The following is a 23,258-nucleotide window of genomic DNA, read 5'->3' as shown; positions in this document are numbered from 1 at the left end:
CGGTTCGTGGTCGCGATCGTGCTCGCCGTCATCACGGCGGTCGCCATGGTGCTCCTCACCGCGAACGTCGCGCACGCGGCCCCGCTGCCGATGGTGCCGGAGCCCGTCCCCACCCCGACCGGCCCAGCCGGCCCGGGCGGCGGAGGCACGGGCGGCGTCACCATCGACATCAACGGACCGAACGGCACCCCCTCCGCGGCCATCCTGACGCTCCTGGGCATCACCCTGCTGTCCGTCGCGCCCGCGCTGCTGCTGATGATGTCGTCCTTCACCAAGATCTTCGTCGTGCTCGCGCTCACCAGGAACGCCCTCGCGCTTCCGTCGATCCCGCCGAACCAGGTGCTCGCCGGTCTCGCCCTGTTCCTCAGCCTGTTCATCATGAGCCCGGTGCTGGTCGACATCAACAACCACGCCGTTCAGCCCTACCTGAACGGGCACATCGACTTCACCGCCGCCGTCCATCTCGCCGAGGGGCCGCTCAGGAACTTCATGCTCGCGCACGTCCGCGAGGAGGACATCGCGCTGATGACCCGTGCAGCTGGGCGTCCCAACCCGGCGAATCCGTCCGCCGTGCCGATGCTGACCCTCATCCCCGCGTTCATGATCTCGGAGCTGCGGGCCGCGTTCATCATCGGCTTCGTGATCTTCGTGCCGTTCCTGGTGATCGACATGGTGGTCTCCGCGGCGCTGATGTCGATGGGCATGATGATGCTCCCGCCGGTGATGATCTCGCTGCCGTTCAAGATCCTGCTGTTCATCCTGGTCGACGGCTGGGGCCTCGTGATCACCAGCCTCATCACGAGCTATCGGGGTGGCGGATGAACGCGAACGCGGTCCTCGACATCGCCATGCAGGGCCTGATGATCACGGCGAAGCTGGCCGCCCCGATCGTGGTGACGGCGCTCGTCGTCGGCTTCGCCATCTCGCTCGTGCAGTCGATCACCCAGATCCAGGAGGTGACGCTGTCGTTCGTGCCGAAGGCGGCGGCGGTCGGGATCGCCCTGATCGTCTGCGGGCACTGGATGATCTCCGAGCTGATCACGTTCACGCACGTCCTGTTCGAGAAGATTCCGACGCTGCTGGGCGGCGGCTGATGTACATCCCCATCGACCTGTCCACCATCGAGGCCATCGCCCTGGCGTCGCTGCGCATGGTCGCGTTCCTGGTGATCGCGCCTCCGTTCTCCTACAACGGCATTCCCGCCCAGATCAAAGGGATGCTCGCGATCGGCCTGGCCGTCGCCGTCGCCCCGCGCGTGGCCGAGGGATACCACTCCGCCGACATCGGGATGTTCCTGATCGACCTGCTGCGGGAGCTGGCCGTCGGCGCGACGCTCGGCTTCCTCGTCTACCTGGTGTTCGCCGCCGTGCAGTCCGCAGGGAACCTGGTCGACCTGTTCGGCGGCTTCCAGCTGGCGCAGGCGTTCGACCCGCAGTCGATGGTCAACGGCGCCCAGTTCACCCGGCTGTTCCAGATGACGTCGCTGGCGCTGCTGTTCGCATCCGGTGCGTACCAGCTCATCATCGGCGGCCTCGTCCGTTCGTACGACGCCATCCCGCTCGCGGCGGGCATCGATCTCGCCGAGCCCGCGAAGCAGATGGTCGTCGGGGTGACGCAGATGTTCGTCGCGGCCGTGCAGATCGCCGGTCCCCTGATCGTCGTGCTGTTCCTGGCGGACGTCGGCCTCGGCCTGCTGACCCGTGTCGCCCCCGCGCTCAACGCCTTCGCGCTCGGCTTCCCGCTGAAGATCATGCTCACCGTCGTGCTCGCCGCCGTGCTCTTCGTGGCGCTGCCCGGCGTGGTCGAGGGCCTGACCGGAACGGCCGTCAAGACGATGCTGGGGGTGGGCCGATGAGCGACGCGCAGGAACGCACAGAGCAGGCGACCGACAAACGGATGAAGGAAGCCCGCGAGAAGGGCCGCCTCAGCAAGTCGATGGACCTCACCGCGTGGGTCGGCGTCGGCGCGGCCGCCGTGATGCTGCCGTTCACCATCGACCTCGGCACCCGCGCCGGTGTCGACCAGGTGTTCACCGTCCGCTCCATCATCGAGAACCCGGACCCTGCCGCTGCCCTGCACGCTCTCGGCGACGGCCTCGGCAGCATCCTGGCCACCATCGGCCCGCTGCTCGCCGTCGCCGCCATCGCGATCATCGGCGCAGCGGCCGCGCAGGGCGGCGTTCACCTCAAGAAGCTCGAGGGCAAGTACGAGCAGTTCAACATCGTCAAGGGCGTCGGCCGGGTGTTCGGGATGCGCGCGCTCTGGGAGGGCGCGAAGACGCTGCTCAAGTCCGCGGTCGTCGCCATCGGGCTGTACCTGGTGATCCAGGGGCTGATGCCCGTGCTGCTCACGGCGGGCAGCCTGTCGCTCACCGCGCTGCTCGGCGCGGCGACCAGCGGCGCGACCGGCCTGCTGCAGGCCGCTGTCGGGGCAGGGCTGGTGCTCGCCGGGCTGGACGTGCTCGTCGTGATGCGGCGCAACCGCAAGCAGACCCGCATGACCAAGCGTGAGGTGCGCGACGAGCAGAAGAACAGCGACGGCGACCCGCTGATCAGGTCGCAGCGCCGCTCCCGCCAGCTCGCGATGAGCCGCAACCGCATGATCGCGGCCATCGGCTCGTCGGATGTGGTGCTCGTCAACCCGACGCACATCGCCATCGCCATCAAGTACGAGCCTGGCAAGTCCGCTCCGCGCGTTGTCGCGAAGGGTTCAGGAACGATCGCGCAGCGCATCCGCGAGAAGGCGGAGGAGGAGCGGGTGCCGATCGTCAAGGACATCCCGCTCGCCCGCGCGCTGCACGCCGGCTGCCAGCTCGGCGACGAGATCCCGGTCGACCTCTACAACCAGGTCGCCAGGGTGCTCGCGTTCGTCATGTCCCTCAAGGCCCGCGGCTCCGCATACGGAACCCACACCATGACCCCGATTCTGGGAGGCATCTCATGAGATCGACCACCGCCAAGGTCGCCGTCCCCATCGGGGTCGTCGGCATCATCATGCTGCTGGTGGTGCCGGTGCCCGCCTGGCTCCTCGACACGCTCATCATCGTCAACATCATGCTGGCGCTGGTCATCCTGCTCACCACGATGTTCGTCAAGAAGCCGCTCGACTTCTCGGTGTTCCCGTCGCTGCTGCTCGTGGCGACGCTGTTCCGGCTCGGCCTCAACGTCGCATCCACCCGCCTGGTGCTCGGCGACGGGTACGCAGGTCAGGTCATCCAGGCGTTCGGGCACGTCGCCGTCGGCGGGTCCATCATCATCGGCGCCGTGGTGTTCCTCATCCTCATCGTCATCCAGTTCATCGTGGTCACGAAGGGTGCGGAACGCGTCGCCGAGGTCGGCGCGCGCTTCACCCTCGACGCCATGCCGGGCAAGCAGATGGCGATCGACGCCGACCTGAACGCCGGACTCATCACCGAGGAGCAGGCGCGCACCCGCCGCGCAGAGGTGTCGGCGGAGGCGGACTTCTACGGCGCCATGGATGGCGCGTCCAAGTTCGTGAAGGGCGACGCCATCGCCGGCATCCTGATCATCGTCATCAACGTGGTCGGCGGCATCGCGATCGGCATGATCCAGCGCGGGATGGAGCTCGGCGACGCGGTCAACGCATACACGCTGCTGACCATCGGCGACGGCCTGGTCACGCAGATCCCGGCTCTGCTGATGGCGGTCTCCACCGGCATGATCGTCACGCGCTCCAACGCGGAGACCGACATCGGCACCACGGCCAGCGGCCAGCTCAGCCAGTCCCGCAACGCTCTGACCATCGCCGGATGCGCCGCCATCGTCATGGCGCTCATCCCCGGGATGCCGCCCATCCCGTTCGTGCTGGTCGGCGCGTTCCTGATCCTCGCGGCGCAGCGCCTGAAGAACTCGCAGGCCGCCGCGAAGAAGGCGCAGGCGGCGCAGGCGGCCGTCGCCAACGCGGGCAAGGGAGAGACGACGGACGACCTGCTCGAACAGATGCGCGTGCACGCCCTGGAGATCACTCTCGCACCCGACCTGGTCGACATCGTCAGCGGCGCCTCGGACGACCTGCTCGCCCGGGTGCGCGCGCTGCGCCGCAAGATCGCACTCGAACTCGGCATCATCGTGCCGCCCGTGCGCACCAGGGACAGCGCAGACCTGCCGCCGTCCACATACGTCATCAAGATCGCCGGCGTCGAGGCCGGCCGAGGGCAGGCGCCGAGCGGGCGCGTGCTCGCGCTCGGCGACGCCCTGGATGCGCTGCCGGGCACGCCGACGGTCGAACCGGTCTTCGGGCTCGGCGCCAAGTGGATCCCGAGCGAGATGCGGCACAGCGCGGAGCTCGGCGGCGCGACCGTGATCGACCGCGTCTCCGTGCTGATCACGCACCTGTCGTCGATCATCACCGCGAACGCCGCGCGCCTGCTCACCCGCGAGGACGTGCGCCAGCTGACCGAGGGCGTCAAGCAGGTGAGCCCGTCCGCCGTGGACGAGCTGGTGCCGAACCTGCTCACGCTGGCGGAGGTGCAGCGCGTGCTGCAGGGGCTGCTGGTCGAGCAGGTGGCGATCAACGACCTGCCGCGCATCCTGGAGGCGCTGGCGCTGCGGGCCAAGACGTCGAACGACCCGGAGGGGCTGATCGAGGCGGCGCGGAACGCGCTCGGCCCCGCGGTCGTCGCGCCCCACCTCGACGGGGCGACGCTGCGGGTCATCATGATCGACCCCGGCCTGGAGCAGGCGATGCTGGAAGGCCTGCGGCCCTCGGAGTTCGGCACGCAGATCGTGCTCGACCCCGCTCGGCTCGAAGCAGTGCTCGGATCACTCAGGCAGACCGCGGCGCAGCTCGACGACCAGGGAGTGTCTGCCGTACTGGTGTGCGCTCCTGCCCTGCGGCCCGCGATCCGGCGCCTCGTCGCCGGGCAGCTGAGCGGGCTCGCGGTGCTGTCGTACCAGGAGGTCACGGCGGTGCAGGCGGAGATCGAGACGGTCGGGGTGGTGCGAGTTGCGGAACCGATCGCGGCCTGAATGGGTCGACGCGACCGGGCTGGTCGACGTGGAGGAGGCCGAGGTGCTGCCGGCGGTGTCCACGTCGTCGGCGGCGTTCGCGGCGATCCTGGACGACCTGGTGCGGGTGGTGGGGGAGACCGAGGCGAAGCCGGCGGTGGCGGACGAGCAGGTGGATGCGGACAGCAGGGTGGATGCGCACGGCGGTTCGGGAGCCGTCGCCGTCGCGTCCGCTCCCGTGGTCGACGAGCGCATCCTGCGCGCCGCCGCCGAGCGGGCGACGGCCGCGGAGGAGGGTGAGAGGACGGAGCCACGCGCATCCACCGCGCCTGTCGACTCCCCCTCCCCGCAGCCAGCCGCCCAGCAGCAGCCGAGCTCTCCGCCGCAGCCGCCCGCTCGGCTGCGCGGCCGGGGCGACCTCACGCTGGTCGTCGGCCTCGGCGCAGACGCCGTGACCGCATCCCGTGTCTTCGCCGCGTCCGTCGACGGCGCCGAAATTCGCCCGGGCGGGAGCACCCGCGCATCCGCCCCGCGCGTCGACGACCGCCGCGGCGCCCTCCAGGCGCGCGCGGACGGCGTGCGCCGCGAGCGCTCCATCATCGCGGCCTTCGGTCTGGAGCACGGCGCAGCGGACATCCCGGCGCTCGCCGAATCGCTCGCCGGTATCGCGCCCGATCAGGTCTGGGTGGCCGTCGACGCCTCCCGCAAGACCGAGGACACCGCCGCCTGGGTGGCCGCGGTGGATGCCGTGCTCGCGGTCGACGGGATCGCAGCGTCTGGCGCCGCCTTCACGGCGACGCCGGGATCGGTGGCGGCGCTGGGCTTCCCCGTCCTGTGGCTGGACGACGCGCCCCGCTAGGCTGAAGCAATGCTGGTATTGACGCGCAAGGTCGGGGAGCGGGTGCTCATCGGCGACGACATCGTCGTGACGATCCTGGATGCGCGCGGCGACGGCATCCGCATCGGCATCGACGCGCCGCGTGGCGTCCGCATCCAGCGCGACGAGGTCATCCGCGCGATCACCGAGGCCAACCAGCAGGCCACCGAGTCCGCAGCGACCACCGACGACCCGGAGTCGCTGATCAAGAAGTCGCTCGGCCTGTCCTGACGCGCCCCGCGTCACCCCGTGTCCACCGATCGGCGGACACGGATGACAGCCGCCGGCCGGTGCCGCGCGCGAGCCCGCCAGGCGAGGCTGGAACCATGAAAACCTCCAGCGCGTCGAGGCTCGCGCTCATCGGCCTCATCCTCGCCGTCTCCATGACGACCATCGACCAGACGATCGTCGCCCTCTCCGCCCCGACCATCCAGCAGAACCTCGGGCTCAGCCACGACGGGATGCAGTGGGCGGTCAACGTCTACCTGCTCACCACCGCCGCGTTCTTCCTCCTCGGCGGCCGCGTCGCCGACGTGTTCGGGCACAAGCGCATGGCGCTCATCGGCATCGCAGGGTTCGGCATCACCTCGCTGCTCTGCGGCCTCGCCCCCGCAGGCGACGGCGCGGAGGCGTGGCTCGTCGCGGCCCGTGCGCTGCAGGGCGTGAGCGGAGCGATCATGTTCCCCGCCGCCATCGGCATCGTGGTCGAGGGCTTCGCCCGCGCATCCCGTGGACGGGCGATGGCCATCTTCTTCGCCATCACCGGCGCGATGACCGCTCTCGGCCCGATCGCCGGCGGCTACCTCACCGTGTGGACCTGGCGGGCGATCTTCTGGGTGAACGTGCCGATCGCGATCGCCGCGTTCGTCATCGTGGCCATCGCTGCGCGCCCGTCCGTCCCTCGCAGGGAGCGCATCGACTGGCTGGGTGCCGTGATCGTGGCGTTCGGGATGAGCGCCATCGTGTTCGGCCTGCAGCAGGCGAGCCCGTGGGGCTGGGACGACCCGTCCGTGTACGGCAGCCTCATCGCCGGTGTGCTGCTGATCGCGCTCTTCATCGTCCGACAGCGCCGGGTCGCGCAGCCGCTGGTGCAGCTCGCCGCGTTCCGCGACCGCGGGTTCACCCTCTCGACGCTGGCGACGCTGTTCTCGTCCATCGCGTTCATCTCCACGTTCTTCTTCCTCAGCGTCTACGGTCAGGTGTCGTTGCAGCTCTCCGCCCTCGACACCGGGCTGCTGTTCCTCAAGTTCTTCATCGGATTCGTCATCGCCAGCCGCATCGGCTCCGTCCGGTTCGACAAGCACGGCGCCCGCGGGGTCGTCATCCTCGGCGGTCTGGTCGGCGCGGCCGGCTTCGCGTGGCTCGCAAGCTCGGTCACGAATCTCAACATCCAGGCCGGTTCGTTCTTCAACGCGCAGACCATGCCGATCGTGGTGGCAGGCGCGGGCATCGGCCTGATGTTCAGCGCGGTGTCGACGGATGCGGTCAACAGGGCCATCGGCGCCAGCTACGGCGAGGTCACGGCCATCTCGCAGACCATGAAGAACTTCGGAGGGGCGCTCGGCCTCGCGGTGTTCACCACCATCGTCACCTCGCGGCTGACCGACCTGCTCACCGCATCGTTCGCGAAGCTCGGCGCCGGGCCGGCGGATGCGCAGCGCGCGGTCGACCAGATCTCCGGCGCATCCGGTGGCGGCAGCTCCCTCTCCGCACTGCCGCAGGCCGTGCGCGACCAGATCATGCACGCTGTCCAGACCGACTACGCGTCGAGCGTTCAGTGGGCGTTCATCGGCATGGCGGTGGCGATGGCCATCGTGGCGGTGCTCGGGTTCTTCTACCCGGCAGGGCGCTCCTCCGCCGAGCCGGACGAGGCAGCGGCCGCCGCCGCCGACAGCGACCGAGCCGCTACAGTCTGAGCGTGGAGACCGTGACAGGGCAGCGCATCACCGACAGAGCACTCAGCGACTGGCTGTGGTTCTCCGGTGTCGCGACCGCGGCCACGGTCGTGATGATCCTGGCGAACCCGGTGGGCGGGTTCGCCGGCGCCGCGCTCGCCGCCGCGATCGTCGTGGCCCTCGCCCCGGTGTACTGGTTCCTGGCCAGGCCGAGCCTGGCCGGGCTGCGCAGCGACTCGCCGCGGGCGTGGGCGTACGTCGCCATCGCGATCGTGGCCTACCTGATCGCGCTCGGCCTCAACGACTGGACGAACGTCGCGCTGTTCGTGCTCTCTCCGCAGTTCTTCCTCCTGCTGCGGCCGTGGTTCGCCGGGGCGGCGATCGTCGTGCTCAACGCAGGAGGGCTGCTCGTGCGGGTCGGGCTCGGGCAGGTCGGCCCCGCCGATCTCGCCGAGCTGATCGGCTGGACCGTCCTGATCATCGCCGTCTCCATCTACTTCAGCAACAGGATGACCACCGTGACTCAGCAGAGCGAGGCGCGCGCAGCCCTCATCGAGCAGCTCAGGGAGCAGCAGACGGAGATCGCCACGCTCTCCGGCCAGCAGGGTGCAGCGGCAGAGCGCGAGCGCATCGCCCGCGAGATGCACGACACCCTCGCGCAGGGTTTCACGAGCATCGTCACGCTCGGCCACGCTGTGCAGGGCGAACTGAGCAGCGACCCCGAAGCCGCACGCAGGCACGTCGAGCTCATCACGGAGACTGCGCAGGAGAACCTGCAGGAGTCGCGCCGCATCATCGCGGCGATGACCCCCGGCAGGCTCTCCGAGGGCTCGCTCGCCCAAGCCGTCGAGCGGGTCACCCGCCGCTTCGCCGACGAGACAGGGGTGGATGCGCGGTTCAGCTCCACCGGCACGCCGCTCCCTGCCCCGCCCACCGCAGAGGTGGTCGTGCTGCGGGTGGCCCAGGAAGCCCTCGCGAACGTGCGGAAGCACGCGGCGGCGGCGCACGTCCACGTGGTGCTGGAGTACGGCGACGGCGGCGTTGCAGGAGAGGGCGACGACCGCGGGGCGGGGATCGCGCTCACCGTCTCCGACGACGGCCGGGGCTTCGACGGCGACGCACCGCGCGACGGGTACGGGATCGACGGGATGGCGTCGCGCGTGCGGGAGGTGGGCGGCGTGTTCGAACTGGACGCGCATCCCGGTGCGGGAACGACGGTGCGGGTGACCCTCCCCGTGAAGGAGGAGCAGTCATGATCCGCATCGTCCTCGCCGACGATCATCCGATGGTGCGGGAAGGCATCCGCGGGATGCTGCAGAGCTACGACGACATCGACGTGGTCGGCCAGGCGTCCAGCGGGCCGGAGGCGGTCGCGCTCGTGGCCGCCCTGCATCCCACTCTGGTGCTGATGGATCTCCGGATGCCGGGCGGCGACGGTGTCGAAGCGACGAAGGCGATCGTCTCCGCGCACCCAGGGACCAGGGTGGTCGTGCTGACGACCTACGAGACGGACCAGGACATCCTGCGCGCCATCGAGGCGGGCGCGAGCGGCTACCTGCTCAAAGACATCGCCCCTGCCGAGCTGGCCAGGTCGGTGCGCGCCGCCGCTGCAGGCGAGACGGTGCTCGCCGGGTCGGCGGCCACGGCGCTGCTCAGCCGCGTGCAGGGAGGGCAGGCCGCGCCGGCGCTCTCCGCGCAGGAACTCAACGTGCTGCGCCTCGCGGCCGACGGGCGCACCAACGCGGCGATCGGCTCCGAGCTGTTCATCGGCGAGGCGACCGTGAAGACCTACCTGAGCCGCGCGTACGAGAAGCTCGGCGTCTCCGATCGCACATCGGCCGTGCGGCGCGCCCTGGAGCTGGGACTGCTCGACTGACCGGCAGAATACCCGCATGGCAGTGATCAGAACGGAGCGCGGGCTCGACCGGCTCGTCAACTTCGCGGATGCGACGGTCGCCATCGCGATCACCCTGCTGATCCTGCCGCTCGTCGACGTCGCCGGCGACATCGCGCACGAGTCGGTCGGCGCGTTCGTCTCCGAGCACAACGGCGAACTGCTCGGCTTCGTGATCTCGTTCATCGTGATCGGCCGGTTCTGGATCATCCACCACCGCGTCTTCGAGCTGGTGCTCGACTACTCTCCGGCGATCATCTGGTACAACTTCCTCTGGCTCGCCTCGATCGTGTTCATCCCGTTCGCCACCAACCTCGTCTCTGCCATCGGCGGAGACCGCGGCGATGTGGATGCGGTCTACATCGGGAACATGGTCGTCGCGTCCGTCGCCATGCTGCTCATCGAACAGCACCTCTACCGCCATCCGGAGCTGCTGAGGGAGAACGCCCGCGACAGCATCGACCTGCTCCGCGGGCTGACGCCCGCCCTTCTGCTGGTCGTCGCGCTGGTGCTCGCCGTGCTCGTGCCGCAGGTCGGGCTGTTCTGGCTGCTGGTGCTCTTCCTCGGCAGGCCGCTGCACGCACTGCTGGTGCTGGTGTTCCGTCCGCGGGGTTCACAGAGCGGCCGGTGAGGGCTACCGTCGGCGCCACGACTAGGCAGGAGAACCGATGCGTCCCAAGTTTCTGATCATCCTCGTGATCGCCGGCATCGCTTACGTCCTCGGCGCGCGCGCCGGGCGCGAGCGCTACGAGCAGATCTCCACGGCCGTCACCTCGTTCTGGAACGACCCCAACGTGAAGAAGGCGCGCTCCGAGGCCAAGAAGAACGTCAACAAGGCCCGCAAAGCGGCCCAGAAGAAGCTCCGCTAGCGCTCGCTGGGCGCCGCTGGGCGCCGCTGGGCGCCACTGGGCGCGAACGCCTCGTGCGAAACGTGCGGTCCCGATCTCCGGAACCGCACGTTTCGCACGACGCGTGTGTGCGTCAGCGGTCGCGTTCGGTGTAGTCGCCCTGCTCTTCCTCCGTGGTGGCTTCCTGCACCTCATCGGTGTCGGTGTAGCTGCCCTTGGTCTCCGGGTCGGGGCCGACGCCCTCCTCCTCGGTGTACTGACCGTGGACCGTGCGCTCGGTGGGTCCTTCGCCGTCCACTTCCGTGTATGTGCCCTCGAGGTCGTCCCTGTCGGCCGGTTCGCGCTCTGGCTGCTCGTTCGTGCTCATCCTGGCTCCTTCCGCCGGCGGCACAGCAGACCTCGCTCGCCGTCGGCACGCTGTCGTGAGGCAGAGCCTACGCCCGCGCCGGTGGTCCGGCTAGGGATGCGCGGCGCACGTTCGTGCAGCATCCGGCGCCGCCCGCATCCACTGCCGGCCACGCGCCCGCCGTGGACAGAACGGTAGACGACAAAACCTCATTCGGAGTAGTGTTCGCCCGTCACCAACGACGGGGTGGGCACCATGACGGACAGCACCACAGGCAGCAGCACAGGAAGCGCAGACGGCGGGCTGCAGCGGCCCCACCACATCCTCGAGTTGCGCATCCACGGGATCAAGAACACGCCACCGGCCGAGATGCTCGGCGTCGACAAGGCCGACCTGCGCCAGTACCAGGGGGATGAGAACGGCGGCTTCTGGCTGCCCACCCGGCTGCCGGAACCCGACCCGGACGACGACACCCCGAATCCCGCCGTCCCTCCGCCCGATGTGCGGCGAGAGGCGTACTCGTGGGGTGCGATGGCGCGGTACGGCGGGGGAGCGCTCGTCATCATCGGCCAGTTCTTCGTGCAGATCGCGTGGCTGCTGCTGCTCCCGTTCGGGCTGACGAACAGCGCGTACTGGACCAGGCGCATCCCGAACCAGCGGGCGGGCGGCGAGTGGCGCGGCGGCGTCGGCGTGACCTCGCTGCGGGTGTTCGCGCTCGGGCTGACGCTGCTGTACGTGTGCGCGCTCGGCTCGGTGAGCCTCGACCTGATCGGCACCCAGTGCCTCGGCGGAGGGGCATGCCCCGCGCTTCCGTCCGGTGTCGTCGACTTCCTCACCTCCGGATTCCTCGCCGAGCGCGGACGGCAGATCGCCGTGCTCTCGCTCGTGCCCGTCGCCGGCGTGGTCGTGCTCTACCTCGTGTCGCACAGCGCTCGCACCCGCTACGAGGCAGGCATCTTCAACACCGTGCGCCGGATGCGCAACGCAGACACCCCCGCCCGTGCCACCGAGCGCAGGCCACTCAGCGTCGAAGGCTTCTGGCAGCAGTCCCGCGTCGGCTCGCCCACCGAGTGGCTTCACCTCGCCGGTGCGCTCTGCCTGGTCTCGCTGCTGCTCGTCTGGGACCGCGTGTTCGCCGGCGTCCCCGGCTGCGGCGAACTGCAGTCGTTCGGGCCGAGCGGATGCGTCGCCCGCCTCTTGGGCCCCGGCGGCGGGCTCTGGTACTTCACAGCGGCGGGCATCGTCGCCGCGGCGGGCATCGTCTGGATAGTGGTGCGCATCGTGCGCTCCTCCGACACGATCAACCACTCCGGCGAACGGCTCGCGGCGTTTCTCCGCGACGAGCAGCGCCGCAGGGAGACGGTCGCAGCGATCACCGTCGCCGCCGCGGTGCTGCTCTACCTGCTTGTGCTCATTGCACTGTTCCTCAACGGCGCCTATCACCGCTCTCCGTCGTTCGCGTTCCTCGGCCTGGTCTCCGCGCCCTCGATCATCCTGGGCGTGCTGGTCGCCATCTGCCTGTCGGCGCTCGGCTGGCGTCGAGGGGTACCGCACGTCCTCTCGATCGCGCTGATGACGGTCTCCGGGCTCACCTTCCTCATCGGGGTCTCGATGAATCCGGCACGGCTGGGCGGGCAGCCGGGAGCGCTCCAGTGGGTGTTCTACCTGATCGCCGGTCTGTTCCTGGCGGCACAGCTCGTGCTCGTGGGGGTGTGGCCGCGCATCCACGGCACCAGGGAACGGTTCCGCACGGAAGGGTGGGCTGGCATGGGCCCCGGCGTGTGGATGCTGCTGTCGCTCGGCGCCGCGATGATCCTGTCCACGCTGCTGGTGCTCGGCGTGCAGAGCTGGCTGGGCAGCGGCACTCCGGCCTGCGGCTGCGCCGCCCCGGTCGGCCGTGCGCTGGAAGCCCCGATCGCGTACAGCAACTTCGGCGACGTCATCCCGATGATCGCCGTGCTGCTGTTGCTGTTCGTCGCCGGCATGGTGGTGCTCAGGCTGCTCTGGGTTCCCAAGCTGACCACCCCGCCGACCCCGGGCGGCACCCGCCCGCTGCTGGAGCCGGTCGAGGAGTACAAGGACGGCGTCGTCGAGCGGGGCAGGACGACGGACAGGCTCGCGATGAAGATGCTGCGCGCTCGCCGCTTCGCCGCCCTGTTCCACCGGGGCGAGCCGATCCTGGGCGTGCTGGCCGGTCTGCTCGCCGTCGGATTCGTGGCGGCGCTCGCCGTGTCGAAGACGCAGTTCTTCGCGTGGATCGACGGTTTCGTCGCCCCGGCGCTCGGGCTGATCGCCGTCAGCGCCGTGGTGATGATCGCCGAGAACGCGATCACCACCAAAGAGCGCCCGATCGGGGTGATGTGGGACCTGATGTGCTTCCTCCCGCGAGCGGGGCATCCGTTCGGACCGCCCTGCTACGCCGAGCGGGTGGTGCCGGAACTGCGCGACCGCGTGGTCGACTGGCTCACCCACGACCTGAAACCGCCTCCCGGCCTGACCGTCGCCGAGCAGCTCGCCTGGAAGGAGGAGCAGGAGGAGGACGCGCTCAGCCACGACCGGCCGTTCCGCGTGATCCTGAGCGCGCACAGCCTCGGGGCCGTGCTCGCCGTCTCCTGCCTGTTCACGCTGCGCCCCGACCAGCAGGATGCGCTCCGCAACGTCGGCCTCCTCACCTACGGCACGCAGCTGCGCACGTACTTCGGCCGGTTCTTCCCCGAGCTGTTCGGCCCTGGCCCGCTGGGCACGCCCACCCAGCTCACCCCGTCGCTGCGCCGCGCAGACCCCTGGTACACCCAGGTGCAGGCCGACCACGGCGGCACCGATGTGCCGCCTCCGCCTCCCGACACCACCGACCCCACCCTGGTCGGCCTGCTCACCCAGCCGGACGGCGAGATCGCCTGGTTCAACCTGTGGCGCCGCACCGACTACCTCGGGTTCCCCGTCTACAGCCACCGCCCGAATCCGGTCGACGGCGGAGCGGACGAGTTCGGGCCGCCGCGCTACCTGGTGAAGGTCGCCACGCATCCGAACTATCAGGCGACGCCCCAGTACGCCTCCAACCTCTCCCGCATGATCGCCCTCCTCTCCCGCTCCTCGCGCTGAGCCCTCGGGGACAGGGATGCGGCTTAAAACCGAGTGTTGTATGGTATTCGCAGCGACAGATCAGCCGTTCGAAGGAGAAACATGGTCAGCTTGCCCCGTGCATCCGAACTGAGCACCGAAGAGAAAGCCTCGCTCACCAGCGGGAAGAGCTTCTGGGAGTCCGAAGGCGTCGAGCGCGTCGGCATCCCGTCCATCTACCTCACCGACGGCCCGCACGGCGTGCGCAAGCAGGCGCAGGGCGGCGACCACCTCGGCATCGGCGACAGCGTGCCAGCCACCTGCTTCCCTCCCGCGGTCGCGCTCGGCTCGTCGTGGGATGCGGAACTCCTCGAACGCGTCGGAGCGGCGCTCGGCGAGGAGGCGAAAGCGGAGGGCGTCGGCGTGCTCCTCGGCCCCGGCATCAACATCAAGCGCTCTCCGCTCTGCGGCCGCAACTTCGAGTACCTGTCCGAGGACCCCATCCTGAGCGGTCGGCTGGGCGCCGCCCTCGTCAACGGCCTGCAGTCGCAGGGCGTCGGCGGCTCGCTCAAGCACTTCGCCGCGAACAACCAGGAGACCGACCGCCTGCGCGTCAGCGCCGACATCGACGAGCGCCCGCTGCGCGAGATCTACCTGCGCGGCTTCCAGCACGTCGTCCGGAACGCGAAGCCGTGGACCGTCATGTGCTCCTACAACCGCATCAACGGCGTATACGCCAGCGAGGACCCGTGGCTGCTCACCCGCGTGCTCCGCGACGAGTGGGGCTTCGACGGCGTCGTCGTCTCCGATTGGGGCGCCGTCAACAACCGGGTGGATGCGCTGGTCGCCGGTCTCGACCTGGAGATGCCGTCGAGCGATGGCGTCACCGACGCGCAGCTCGTGGCCGCCGTCGGCGACGGCTCCCTGGACGAGTCGGTGCTCACCACGGCGGCCGACCGGGTCATCGACCTTGTGCAGAAGGCCGTCGACCACGCGGACGCCTCCGCGACCTATGACCGGGATGCGCACCACGCGCTCGCCCGCGAGGTGGCGGGGCGCAGCGTGGTGCTGCTCAAGAACGAGGGTGTGCTCCCTCTGGATGCGGCGTCGGGGCGGAGCGTCGCCGTGATCGGCGAGTTCGCCCGTACTCCGCGCTACCAGGGCGCAGGCTCGTCGCAGATCGTGCCGACCCGCCTCGACAACGCACTGGATGAGATCCGCGCCATCGCGGGTGACGGTGCCGTGACCTTCTCAGCCGGTTACGCGCTGGGCGACAGCGACAGCGACGGTGACGCCGCCGCGGACGCCTCCGCGCTCACCGCGGAGGCGTCCGCGGCTGCCGAGGCCGCAGACGACGTGCTGGTCTTCCTCGGTCTCCCCGGCGAGGACGAATCAGAGGGCTTCGACCGCGAGCACCTGGAGCTGCCCTCCGCGCAGACCGCCCTCCTGGATGCAGTCATCGCGACCGGTGCGCGCGTCACGGTCGTCCTCTCGAACGGCGGCGTCGTCCGCGTCTCCGGCTGGGCGGACAGGGTGGCCGCGATCGTCGAGGGCTGGCTGCTCGGGCAGGCGGGCGGCGGGGCTGTCGCCGACGTGCTGTTCGGGGTGGTGAACCCGTCCGGTCGTCTGGCGGAGAGCATCCCGCTGCGGTTGGAGGACACCGCGTCCTACCTCAACTTCCCGGGCGAGAAGGGGCACGTGCGCTACGGCGAGGGCCTGTTCGTCGGCTACCGCGACTTCGACGCCCGGGATGCGGCGGTCAGCTTCCCGTTCGGCCACGGTCTGTCGTACACCTCGTTCGCCTTCTCCGGCCTGACGGTCGCCGCCGACGCGGACGGCGACGGCATCGCGGTGTCGCTGGACGTCGCCAACACCGGGGACAGGGACGGCCGCGAGGTCGTGCAGGTCTACGTGTCCGTGCCCGGCTCGTCCGTGCAGCGTCCTGTCCGCGAGCTCAAGGGCTTCGCGAACGTGGCCGTGGCGGCCGGTGCGACCGAGCGCGTGACCGTGCGCATCCCGAACGAAGACCTGGCGTTCTACGACACGGCGCAGGAGCGCTGGACGGTGGAGGCAGGGGAGTACGAGGTCACGGTCGGCGCGTCCTCGCGCGACCTCCGCGGCTCTGCGACGGTGACCCTGGCCGGGGACGCCGGACTTCCGCTGCTCGCGTTCGACTCGACCATCGGCGAGTGGCTCGCCCACCCGATCGGCAGCCAGATCCTGATGGGCGCGCTCGCCCAGTCCGGCGGAGGCGCTGTCGCCGGGATGCTCGACGACCCCGGCCTGCGCCGCATGGCGGAGTCGATGCCGTTGAACCGCGTGGCAGCGTTCCCTGGCAGCCCGGTGACCGCCGAGCAGATCCAGCAGCTCGTGGCTGCGGCCAACGCGGCGACGGCGGCCAACCAGCCCGCGTAAGGTACACCGCTGTCGAACCCGTCTGAACCCCCTTGCGAGAGCGAGGGGGTTCAGCGTTTGGTGGAGGGGAACCGAGGCGAGAGGAGCACCGGATGAGTGACACCAGCGGACTGCCGAACACGGACAGCAATGGCGTGCCTGCGGAGGAGGACCCGACCCGCTTCGAGAGCGGAAGCGGAGCCGACGCCGCCGACCGGGACGCACAGGCGAAAGAGCCGGCTGAGACCGAGGACCCCGGCGTTTCAGGCGCCGCCGACACCGGCGCCCAGGCCGAGCCGGACCCCACCACCGGTACCGCAGCATCCACCGGCACGGACGCCGCAGAGCCGCCCCCAGCCGAGCTCGACCCCGCTCAGAACCCGTCCAACCCCGACCTCGTCGACACCACAGAGGCCCCCGACTGACCCGAAGCAATCGAGCCGGGGGAGCCGGCGACGGATCAGCGGGGCAGGCGGGTCCAGCGGTGGATGACCACCGCTCCCGCGACACCGAGCGCAGCGGCGCAGAGCGCGCCGGCGAACACCAGGCCGACGCCGAGCCTGCTCAGCCCGGTGTCTGCGGCGAACGGGGGATGCGTCGCGGCCAGCGCGAGCGCCCCAGCGAGCAGGACGAGCAGGAAACTGGCGAGGTATCCGGCCAGCGCGTCGCTGCGGGCACGGAAACGGGTGCTGCGGTCGCTCGGTTCGCTCATCGGGCGAGCAGCCCGTCGATGACGTCCGCGATGCCGGCGCCGTACTCGTCGGCTCGCCGCAGCAGTTCGGCGTACGCCTCAGGGGAGACGCCGACCAGTTCCTCGGTGCGCTCGGCGTTCACCCGCACCCGGTGGGGCACAGGCAGCCGGAGCAGCCGCCGCTCACGCAGGAACGCCAGATTGTCGGCGACAACGATGCCCATGCCGCCGTCGCGCTTCACCAGGGTGAGTCGTCCGCCGTCGACAGCGTCCGCCAGCTCGGGGTAGCGCATCCCGCACAGCTGCAGCAGGTCGGAGACGAACAGGAACTCGGGCAGCTTGTCGAGGTACTCCTGCAGCACGGCCGCCCGCAACCGCCGCAGTCCAGGTCGCGGTGTGCCGCCGCCCGTTCCGCCGACGAGAGTGAGGTGCCGTTCCGCCAGGGGTTTCGCAGGCATCGGTCAGAGTCCCAACGGAGAGAGCGTGTCGACGAGGAGCTTGCCATAGAGCGCGTCCAGCAGCGCCAGGCTTCCCAGGAGCCCGCCGATGAGGAGGACCCCCGCGACAGCGCACACCACCACGATGGACACCAGTGGATGCGCTCCCCGCGGTGCGCGGACGTCATCGAGCATGGTCATGGCCGGTCTCCTCTGCGGTCGGGACCGTGGGCGGGGCCCGACCGGCCCCACCCACGAGGGACGCCGACACACCCGGTTCGGACGCCCGAGAGAGACCGCTGAGGCGAGCACCTCGCGCGATGGGATGTCTCTCACGAGAGGAGACACCGCACCGGCTGAATCCTGACGCGGAAGTGGAAGAAAATATCAGCGAGCGGAGAAAGGGTTCAGGGGCGCGGCTGCCGGGAGACGTACAGCCACACGGCGCCGACGACGAGGCCGGCGACGCACAGTGCGACGCCCGTGACCAGCACGGGCGAGCTGCCGCCGACGCGCGGAAGCACGAGGCCGAGGACGAAAGCGACCACGCCGACGTTGATGAGCACGGCCGCCAGCCAGCCGAGAGTCGTGCGCAGCGTCGCTTTCACGTTCGTATCGTAGGCCAGGGCAGCGCTGGACGGACGGGGGCGCGCATCCCGGCTGGCCCGAGACGGCTGAGTGTCTGCGGCCGGGCGGGTGCGGCCGGCTTCAGGCCTCGCCCTGGTTGCCCGTCGCACCCGGCGCGGGTTCGAGCGCTTCGTTGATGAGCGACGCGACCAGCATCTTCCAGTCCGACCCCTCGTGCAGCGTCTCGACGTGGCCGGGCGGAATGGCGCCGAACACGGGCTCGTGCTCCTCGCCCTCCCTGGAGACCCTGATCAGCACGCCGAGTTCGGCGTGGGAGTCGTCGAGCACGACCCACCGGCCCGGCGCCTGCTTCTCCACGTGGAAGATGCGGCTGCGGTATGGGAATCGCGTGCTGGACATTTCGAGCTCACTGGCGGACATGGCGTGCCCCTCTCGTCGGATGCCTCAGGCAGCATCCAACGCCCGCGCGGGCCGCGGCGCAAGAGTTTTGTACCAGCGGACGTATGTTTGGTCCCATGACCGACACCGTCCACAACCTCGACGACGCCATCGCGTCCATCGCAGAGCACTGGCAGCCGCACCGGCTGACGAGCGTCAACGACTACGACGTGAAGGTCGTGAAGCTGCTCGGCGAGTTCGTCTGGCACACCCACCCGGACACGGATGAGCTGTTCCTCGTTCTCTCCGGCCGACTCACCATCCAGCTCCGCGACGGGGATGTGCACCTCGGGCCGAACGACGTGTACGTGGTGCCGCGGGGTGTCGAGCACTGCCCGCTCGCCGACGAGGAGGTGCGCGCCGTGCTGTTCGAGCCGAAGGGCACGGTGAACACCGGAGACGCAGGCGCTGAGCGGACGAGCCCGCTGCGGGAACTGCCGCTCTAGCTCGCAGGGTCGTACATGAACTCGCGCAGCTCCTGCGCGCAGCGGCAGGACACCGCGATGCGCCGCGCCCACTCGACGGCGTCCTCGCGCGTCGGCAGTTCCAGCACGGTGAAGCCACCCGTGAGGCGGCTGCCGGGGCAGAGCTCCGTGCCGGCAGAGCCGTCCGCGGAGACCAGCACGGGATCGACGTCTTCCGCGATCCCGCCGCCGAACACGTAGACGCCGGCGGCCTTGGCCTGCTCGATGACGGCGTGGGAGTCGGCCGCGACCGCCGGCAACTCGTCGGCGGTGACCTGCATCGCGTCGCCGGGGAAGGAGATGAGGTATTTGGTCATGCGTCGATGGTGCTCCCGCCGCGGCCGGGCGGCAAGAGCGGTCGGGCGGTCGCTCAGTTACAGCCCGCCCGTCACCCGGATGGTCGTCCCCGTCGCGTACGAGGCGTCCGGCGAGAGCAGCCATGCCACCGCCCCTGCGACCTCGTCCGGGCGGCCGCCGCGGCCGAGCGGAACCGTCGGCGCGACGATGTCCGGCCGGTCCGGCTCCGGGTGGAAGTCGGTCCAGATGGTTCCTGGCGCGACGCCGTTGACCCGGATGCCGAGCGACGCGACCTCCTTCGAGAGGCCGACGGTGACCGCATCCACTGCCGCCTTCGCCGCCGCGTAGTGGATGTACCTGCCCGGGCTGCCGAGGTAGGCGGACGCCGACGAGATGTTCACGATCGCGCCACCGGATGCGCCGGGTGCGCTCATCGCGCGCACGGCGTGCTTCGCGCAGATCAGCACGCCGACCAGGTCGACGTCGATGTCGCGCCGCACCGCCGCGATGTCCGCGTCGGCCAGAGGTCCGAACGCGCTGGCCGATCCTGCGTTGTTCACGAGTCCCGTCACCGTGCCCAGCTCGGCGGCGGCCGCGAAGACCGCCTCCACCTGGGCTTCGTCCGTGGTGTCCACCGCGCAGGTGATCGCGCGCCGGCCGGATGCGCGCACGTCGGCCGCGACGGCCTCCGCTGCGGCGGCGTCGCTGCGGTAGCAGACCACGATGTCGTGACCATCGGCGGCGAGACGGCGGCTGATCGCTGCGCCGATGCCGCGGCCGGCCCCCGTGACGATGGTGAGGGGGGCTGTGACGGTCGGGGCTGCGACGGTCGGGCCTGCGGTGCGTGCTTCGGGGGTGCTCTGCGCGGCGTCGGACATGCTTTCAGAGTATTGCGTCGAGGTTCTCCAGCAGCGCGGCAGGGTCGTCGAACACGGCGAACGCTCCGGCGTCGGTGAGCTCCCGCGCGCCGACGCCGCCGCTGAGCACGCCGATCGAGCGCAGGTGCGCCCGCGCCGCCGCGGTCAGATCCCAGACAGAGTCGCCGACCATGATCGCGTCGGACGGCGTCGCCCCCGCCCGGTCGAGCGCCACCTCCAGGATGCCGGGGTCGGGCTTGGCCGTCTCGACGTCGTCGGCGGAGGTGGTGGCGTGGATCGCATCCGGAGCGTCGATGGTGTCGAGCAGCAGCTTCAGCTCGTCGTCCGGCGCCGACGTGGCGAGCACCACCGCGATCCCGCGGGACGCGATCGCCCGCAGCAGCTCCTGCACCCCGTCGAAAGCGCGCAGGCGCGGCGCGAACTCTTTGTAGTAGCGGGAGTGCAGGTCGGAGGCCCGGCGCATCCACTCGTCGTCGTGGTCGCCGGCGACCGAACGGAGCAGGCGGTCGGAGTCCTGCCCGATGGACCGATGGATGCGCCAGGCGTCCGTCGGCGAGCCCAGCTCGGCGAGCGCGCGCTGCCAGGCGTCGACGTGCAGGAAGTTGGAGTCGACGAGCGTTCCGTCGATGTCGAAGAGCACTGCGGTGACCGTCATGCTCCCTGTCTACTCGTCGCTGGGCGGCTTACAAGCCCGGGCACCTCGCGGTCAGGCCGGCAAGCGTTCGCGCGCGGTGCGCAGCCGCTTCTGCAGGCCGGGCACCGCATCCGTCGGGAGCGCGTCGAGATCGAACCACTCGACCGCCTCGCTCTCGTCGCTGACGATCGGCACCGCATCCCGTGCCGTCTCGGCGGCGAACAGCAGGTCCAGGTGGATGTCGCAGCCGTTGAAGCGCTCGCCGAGCTGCTGCGCCTGCAGGTCGACGGCGTCGTCCGACAGCATCCGGAACGACGCCAGCCCGCTCTCCTCGCTCACCTCGCGCGCTGCCGCCGCCGCGATGTCCGCATCCCCCTGTTCGAGATGCCCGCCGAACTGCACCCAGAACCGCCCTTTGCGGTGGAACGCCAGCAGCACGCGCGTCCTGTCGGGGTCGAACACGACGCAGCTCGCCGTGACGTGCACGGGGCCGCCCTTGAACAGCAGGTCTTCTCCGCCCCGGATGCGCGTGGCCACAGAGTCGAAAAGCGTCCGCTCCGGCCGCCCGAACCAGGGCGGCGCCGTGGTGAAAAACGTGGTGGCAGTCTCGCGGTCCACGGTCCTCCTCTGCGGGGCGGCTCTCGGTTGCCTCCGAGAGTATCGCTCCGGGCGTCCCGCCGATACAGTTCCGCCGCCTCGGATGGCAGGGGGTGAGGAAGCCACGGGGCGGCGAAACTGTGGCGTTCGGCGACGCCGCTTCGACGGTACGCGCCCCCGTCATCCACACCACCCGCTTGACGCGGCCGCGAGATGCCGGTAACTGTCGCGCATCCCGGGCGTTTCGCGACAGTTACGGGTGTTTCGTCTGCTGGCGCCGCCAGACGGTGAGGGGGCGGCCGTCGGTGTGGGTGCCTGCCAGGTATGGGGCGAAGCCACAGCGGATGGCGACGGCCTCGCTGGCGGCGTTGCCGTCCAGCGTGCTCAGCCACGCGGCCGGCTCGCCCTGGGCATCGAGCCACGCGACCAGCGTCGCGACCGCCGCCGTCACCAGACCGCGGCCCCTGTCCTCCTGCTTGAGCGCGTAGAACACTTCGAAGCCGTGCTCTCCACGGCCGAAGCCGGCCGTCCCGAGCGCGACGCCGTCCTCGACAAGCACGTACCGGATGCCCGAACCGGCCTCAGCGCCCTCCACGTTGCGCGCGGCGCGGCTCCGAGCCTGCTCCTCGGTGAGGTCGGCCGGGTACATCGTCCAGGTGGGAACGTCCGGCACCCTGGCGAGCTCCAGTTCGATCGCCCAGTCGTCCAGCCCCAGCTTCCGCAGCACCACGCCGGGCCGCGACTCGACCTCGAAGACCTCGGGAAACGCATCCACAGCCCAACGGTAGCGGTCACGAGCCGCCGGTGATGGCCGCGTTACGGGCGCGGCCGTCACCAGCAACTCGCCCGCCCTACACTGTGGCGAGCGACGGCACCTCCGCGACCGCGCGCGTGCGAGCGGACTCGTATGCGCCGAGGATGATCCCGAGCACCTCGATGCCTTCCTTCTGCGTGTGGATGGGGCGGGTGCCGTTCAGGATGCTCGTGGCGAAGTGGCCGAGCTCCTCGCCGAACTGGTCGACAGGGTCGAGGGCGAGCACCACCGGTTCGCTGCCGCGGAGGTGGTAGCTGAGCGTCGTGCCGTCGCTGGTGAGGCTGCCAAGCGAGCCGACCGCGGAGAAGCGCTCCGTGCTGTCCGCCGCGTCGTACGCCCAGCTCGTGACGACCGTGCCGATGACCCCGTTGTCGAACCGCACGACCACCGTCGCAGAGTCCTCGCCCTCCATGAAGCCGAGGCGGTGCGTCGCGAGCATCGCCGTCACTTCGACCGGCGCGCCGCCCGCCAGGTGCAGCAGCAGGTAGGTGGGGTGGTATCCCGTGTCGATGAGTTCGCCGCCCCCGCTCGTGGCCGCGTGCGCGCGCCAGCCCATCGTGGACGGGTCGAAGTCGTTGTAGAAACTGTCGGTGGTGCGCACCTCGTAGACCGTGCCGAGCGTGCCGGACTCGATCAGCTCCTTCGCGGCCGCCACAGCGGGGAGGAAGAGCTGGTTGTGGGCGCACATCAGCGTCACCCCTGCCTCCGAGACCGCCTCGGATACCTCGCGCGCCTCCTCGGGGGTGAGGCAGAGCGGCTTCTCGCACAGGATGTGCTTGCCTGCGCGGGCGGCCGCCACGATCGCGTCCTTGTGCAGGTGGTGCGGCAGGCAGATGTCGACGGCGTCGATGTCTGCGTCGGCGAGCATGTCGCGGTATTCGGCGTAGATGACGGCTCCGGTGTCGCCTGCGCGCGCCTCCGCGTTCTCGCGCACGGGGTCTGCGACGGCCGCGAAGGTGATGGTGTCGGGGTTGAGCGCGTATCCGGCGACATGCGCGCCGGCGATGCCGCCGGCGCCGATCAGGCCGATGCGGACGGTGGATGCGGTGGTGGAAGTCATGATTCTCCTAGAGAAAAGAGGGTCGAGAAAGGAAACGGGGTCGCCGAAGCGACAGTGAACGGGGGGATGCGCGCGGCCG

Annotated in this window: 28 protein-coding genes; 16 read left to right on the top strand and 12 right to left on the bottom strand. The window is 70.2% G+C overall.

What is annotated here, in order from left to right; all coding sequences use genetic code 11:
- Positions 1-45: 45 nt before the first annotated feature.
- The 12 genes from fliP (at position 46) to ACIRCZ_RS11000 (ending at position 10,502) form a co-directional block, all read left to right on the top strand.
- Positions 46-822, top strand: coding sequence for a flagellar type III secretion system pore protein FliP (gene fliP / locus ACIRCZ_RS11055; RefSeq protein ID WP_157480472.1), 777 nt, complete (start codon positions 46-48; stop codon positions 820-822).
- On the top strand, positions 819-1,094 hold the full coding sequence (locus ACIRCZ_RS11050) for a flagellar biosynthetic protein FliQ (protein ID WP_055897429.1): 276 nt from the start codon (positions 819-821) through the stop codon (positions 1,092-1,094). Before fliP ends, ACIRCZ_RS11050 begins: the two co-directional genes overlap by 4 nt.
- Positions 1,094-1,855 carry a flagellar biosynthetic protein FliR gene (locus ACIRCZ_RS11045; protein ID WP_055897433.1) on the top strand — a complete coding sequence of 254 codons (762 nt, stop codon included), beginning with the start codon at positions 1,094-1,096 and terminating at the stop codon, positions 1,853-1,855. Before ACIRCZ_RS11050 ends, ACIRCZ_RS11045 begins: the two co-directional genes overlap by 1 nt.
- On the top strand, positions 1,852-2,943 hold the full coding sequence (locus ACIRCZ_RS11040) for a flagellar biosynthesis protein FlhB (RefSeq protein WP_055897435.1): 1,092 nt from the start codon (positions 1,852-1,854) through the stop codon (positions 2,941-2,943). Before ACIRCZ_RS11045 ends, ACIRCZ_RS11040 begins: the two co-directional genes overlap by 4 nt.
- Positions 2,940-4,988, top strand: coding sequence for a flagellar biosynthesis protein FlhA (locus ACIRCZ_RS11035; protein ID WP_402852892.1), 2,049 nt, complete (start codon positions 2,940-2,942; stop codon positions 4,986-4,988). The genes ACIRCZ_RS11040 and ACIRCZ_RS11035 overlap by 4 nt, the downstream gene beginning before the upstream one ends.
- Complete coding sequence (locus ACIRCZ_RS11030; protein WP_402852889.1) at positions 4,966-5,826, top strand: hypothetical protein; 861 nt, start codon at positions 4,966-4,968, stop codon at positions 5,824-5,826. The genes ACIRCZ_RS11035 and ACIRCZ_RS11030 overlap by 23 nt, the downstream gene beginning before the upstream one ends.
- A 9-nt stretch (positions 5,827-5,835) precedes the next feature.
- Positions 5,836-6,075: a carbon storage regulator CsrA gene (csrA, locus tag ACIRCZ_RS11025; protein WP_055897444.1), complete on the top strand. Its 240-nt coding sequence runs from the start codon at positions 5,836-5,838 to the stop codon at positions 6,073-6,075.
- Positions 6,076-6,170: 95 nt separating this feature from the next.
- Positions 6,171-7,760: an MFS transporter gene (locus tag ACIRCZ_RS11020; protein ID WP_402852885.1), complete on the top strand. Its 1,590-nt coding sequence runs from the start codon at positions 6,171-6,173 to the stop codon at positions 7,758-7,760.
- 2 nt (positions 7,761-7,762) lie between these two features.
- Positions 7,763-8,995 (top strand): sensor histidine kinase, encoded by a 1,233-nt coding sequence (locus tag ACIRCZ_RS11015; RefSeq protein WP_402852882.1) that lies wholly within the window; start codon positions 7,763-7,765, stop codon positions 8,993-8,995.
- Complete coding sequence (locus ACIRCZ_RS11010; RefSeq protein WP_055897453.1) at positions 8,992-9,615, top strand: response regulator transcription factor; 624 nt, start codon at positions 8,992-8,994, stop codon at positions 9,613-9,615. Before ACIRCZ_RS11015 ends, ACIRCZ_RS11010 begins: the two co-directional genes overlap by 4 nt.
- A gap of 16 nt (positions 9,616-9,631) precedes the next feature.
- Positions 9,632-10,264 carry a TMEM175 family protein gene (locus ACIRCZ_RS11005; RefSeq protein WP_055897456.1) on the top strand — a complete coding sequence of 211 codons (633 nt, stop codon included), beginning with the start codon at positions 9,632-9,634 and terminating at the stop codon, positions 10,262-10,264.
- Positions 10,265-10,301: 37 nt separating this feature from the next.
- Positions 10,302-10,502, top strand: coding sequence for a hypothetical protein (locus tag ACIRCZ_RS11000; protein ID WP_055897459.1), 201 nt, complete (start codon positions 10,302-10,304; stop codon positions 10,500-10,502).
- A gap of 112 nt (positions 10,503-10,614) precedes the next feature.
- Here the strand turns inward: ACIRCZ_RS11000 and ACIRCZ_RS10995 are convergent, their stop codons facing one another.
- Complete coding sequence (locus tag ACIRCZ_RS10995) at positions 10,615-10,848, bottom strand: hypothetical protein (protein ID WP_055897462.1); 234 nt, start codon at positions 10,846-10,848, stop codon at positions 10,615-10,617.
- 234 nt (positions 10,849-11,082) lie between these two features.
- Between ACIRCZ_RS10995 and ACIRCZ_RS10990 the strand changes: the two genes are divergently transcribed.
- The 3 genes from ACIRCZ_RS10990 to ACIRCZ_RS10980 all read left to right on the top strand — a co-directional run bounded on the left by ACIRCZ_RS10990 (position 11,083) and on the right by ACIRCZ_RS10980 (position 16,706).
- The gene (locus ACIRCZ_RS10990; protein ID WP_402852877.1) at positions 11,083-13,929 is read left to right on the top strand and encodes a hypothetical protein; all 2,847 of its coding nucleotides are present in this window, start codon (positions 11,083-11,085) and stop codon (positions 13,927-13,929) included.
- Positions 13,930-14,010: 81 nt separating this feature from the next.
- Positions 14,011-16,302 (top strand): glycoside hydrolase family 3 C-terminal domain-containing protein, encoded by a 2,292-nt coding sequence (locus ACIRCZ_RS10985; protein WP_402852874.1) that lies wholly within the window; start codon positions 14,011-14,013, stop codon positions 16,300-16,302.
- 92 nt (positions 16,303-16,394) lie between these two features.
- Positions 16,395-16,706 (top strand): hypothetical protein, encoded by a 312-nt coding sequence (locus ACIRCZ_RS10980; protein WP_402852871.1) that lies wholly within the window; start codon positions 16,395-16,397, stop codon positions 16,704-16,706.
- A 35-nt stretch (positions 16,707-16,741) separates the two neighbouring features.
- Here the strand turns inward: ACIRCZ_RS10980 and ACIRCZ_RS10975 are convergent, their stop codons facing one another.
- From ACIRCZ_RS10975 to ACIRCZ_RS10955, 5 genes are all read right to left on the bottom strand, one after another.
- Complete coding sequence (locus tag ACIRCZ_RS10975) at positions 16,742-16,993, bottom strand: hypothetical protein (protein ID WP_402852868.1); 252 nt, start codon at positions 16,991-16,993, stop codon at positions 16,742-16,744.
- Positions 16,990-17,430: a hypothetical protein gene (locus ACIRCZ_RS10970; protein ID WP_157480429.1), complete on the bottom strand. Its 441-nt coding sequence runs from the start codon at positions 17,428-17,430 to the stop codon at positions 16,990-16,992. The genes ACIRCZ_RS10975 and ACIRCZ_RS10970 overlap by 4 nt, the downstream gene beginning before the upstream one ends.
- Before the next feature lie 3 nt (positions 17,431-17,433).
- On the bottom strand, positions 17,434-17,610 hold the full coding sequence (locus ACIRCZ_RS10965) for a hypothetical protein (protein ID WP_157480430.1): 177 nt from the start codon (positions 17,608-17,610) through the stop codon (positions 17,434-17,436).
- A gap of 206 nt (positions 17,611-17,816) precedes the next feature.
- Positions 17,817-18,017 (bottom strand): hypothetical protein, encoded by a 201-nt coding sequence (locus tag ACIRCZ_RS10960; protein ID WP_055897477.1) that lies wholly within the window; start codon positions 18,015-18,017, stop codon positions 17,817-17,819.
- 100 nt (positions 18,018-18,117) lie between these two features.
- A complete protein-coding gene (locus ACIRCZ_RS10955; protein ID WP_235500541.1) occupies positions 18,118-18,396 on the bottom strand; it encodes a hypothetical protein in 279 nt (92 codons plus the stop codon).
- 116 nt (positions 18,397-18,512) lie between these two features.
- Here ACIRCZ_RS10955 and ACIRCZ_RS10950 point away from each other — a divergent pair, with 116 nt between their 5' ends.
- The gene (locus tag ACIRCZ_RS10950; RefSeq protein ID WP_402852863.1) at positions 18,513-18,881 is read left to right on the top strand and encodes a cupin domain-containing protein; all 369 of its coding nucleotides are present in this window, start codon (positions 18,513-18,515) and stop codon (positions 18,879-18,881) included.
- On the opposite strand, the gene ACIRCZ_RS10945 is transcribed toward ACIRCZ_RS10950, so the two are convergent.
- The 6 genes from ACIRCZ_RS10945 to ACIRCZ_RS10920 form a co-directional block, all read right to left on the bottom strand.
- Positions 18,878-19,216 (bottom strand): YciI family protein, encoded by a 339-nt coding sequence (locus ACIRCZ_RS10945; protein ID WP_402852860.1) that lies wholly within the window; start codon positions 19,214-19,216, stop codon positions 18,878-18,880. The two genes, ACIRCZ_RS10950 and ACIRCZ_RS10945, sit on opposite strands and share 4 nt — an antisense overlap.
- Positions 19,217-19,273: 57 nt before the next feature.
- Positions 19,274-20,074, bottom strand: a complete 801-nt coding sequence (locus ACIRCZ_RS10940) for an SDR family oxidoreductase (protein WP_082581521.1) — start codon at positions 20,072-20,074, stop codon at positions 19,274-19,276.
- Between the two features lie 4 nt (positions 20,075-20,078).
- A complete protein-coding gene (locus tag ACIRCZ_RS10935) occupies positions 20,079-20,729 on the bottom strand; it encodes an HAD family hydrolase (protein ID WP_402852856.1) in 651 nt (216 codons plus the stop codon).
- A gap of 51 nt (positions 20,730-20,780) precedes the next feature.
- Positions 20,781-21,326, bottom strand: coding sequence for an NUDIX hydrolase (locus ACIRCZ_RS10930; RefSeq protein WP_402852853.1), 546 nt, complete (start codon positions 21,324-21,326; stop codon positions 20,781-20,783).
- A gap of 232 nt (positions 21,327-21,558) precedes the next feature.
- Positions 21,559-22,080, bottom strand: a complete 522-nt coding sequence (locus ACIRCZ_RS10925; protein WP_402852851.1) for a GNAT family N-acetyltransferase — start codon at positions 22,078-22,080, stop codon at positions 21,559-21,561.
- A gap of 76 nt (positions 22,081-22,156) precedes the next feature.
- Positions 22,157-23,179: a Gfo/Idh/MocA family protein gene (locus ACIRCZ_RS10920; protein ID WP_402852848.1), complete on the bottom strand. Its 1,023-nt coding sequence runs from the start codon at positions 23,177-23,179 to the stop codon at positions 22,157-22,159.
- Between the last annotated feature and the right edge of the window lie 79 nt (positions 23,180-23,258).

Origin of the sequence: Leifsonia sp. NPDC102414 (genome assembly GCF_044765685.1) — a bacterium.
Lineage (GTDB): Bacteria > Actinomycetota > Actinomycetes > Actinomycetales > Microbacteriaceae > Leifsonia.
The sequence above is the reverse complement of the archived record's forward strand: the minus strand, read 5'-3'. Positions and strand labels throughout refer to the sequence as shown.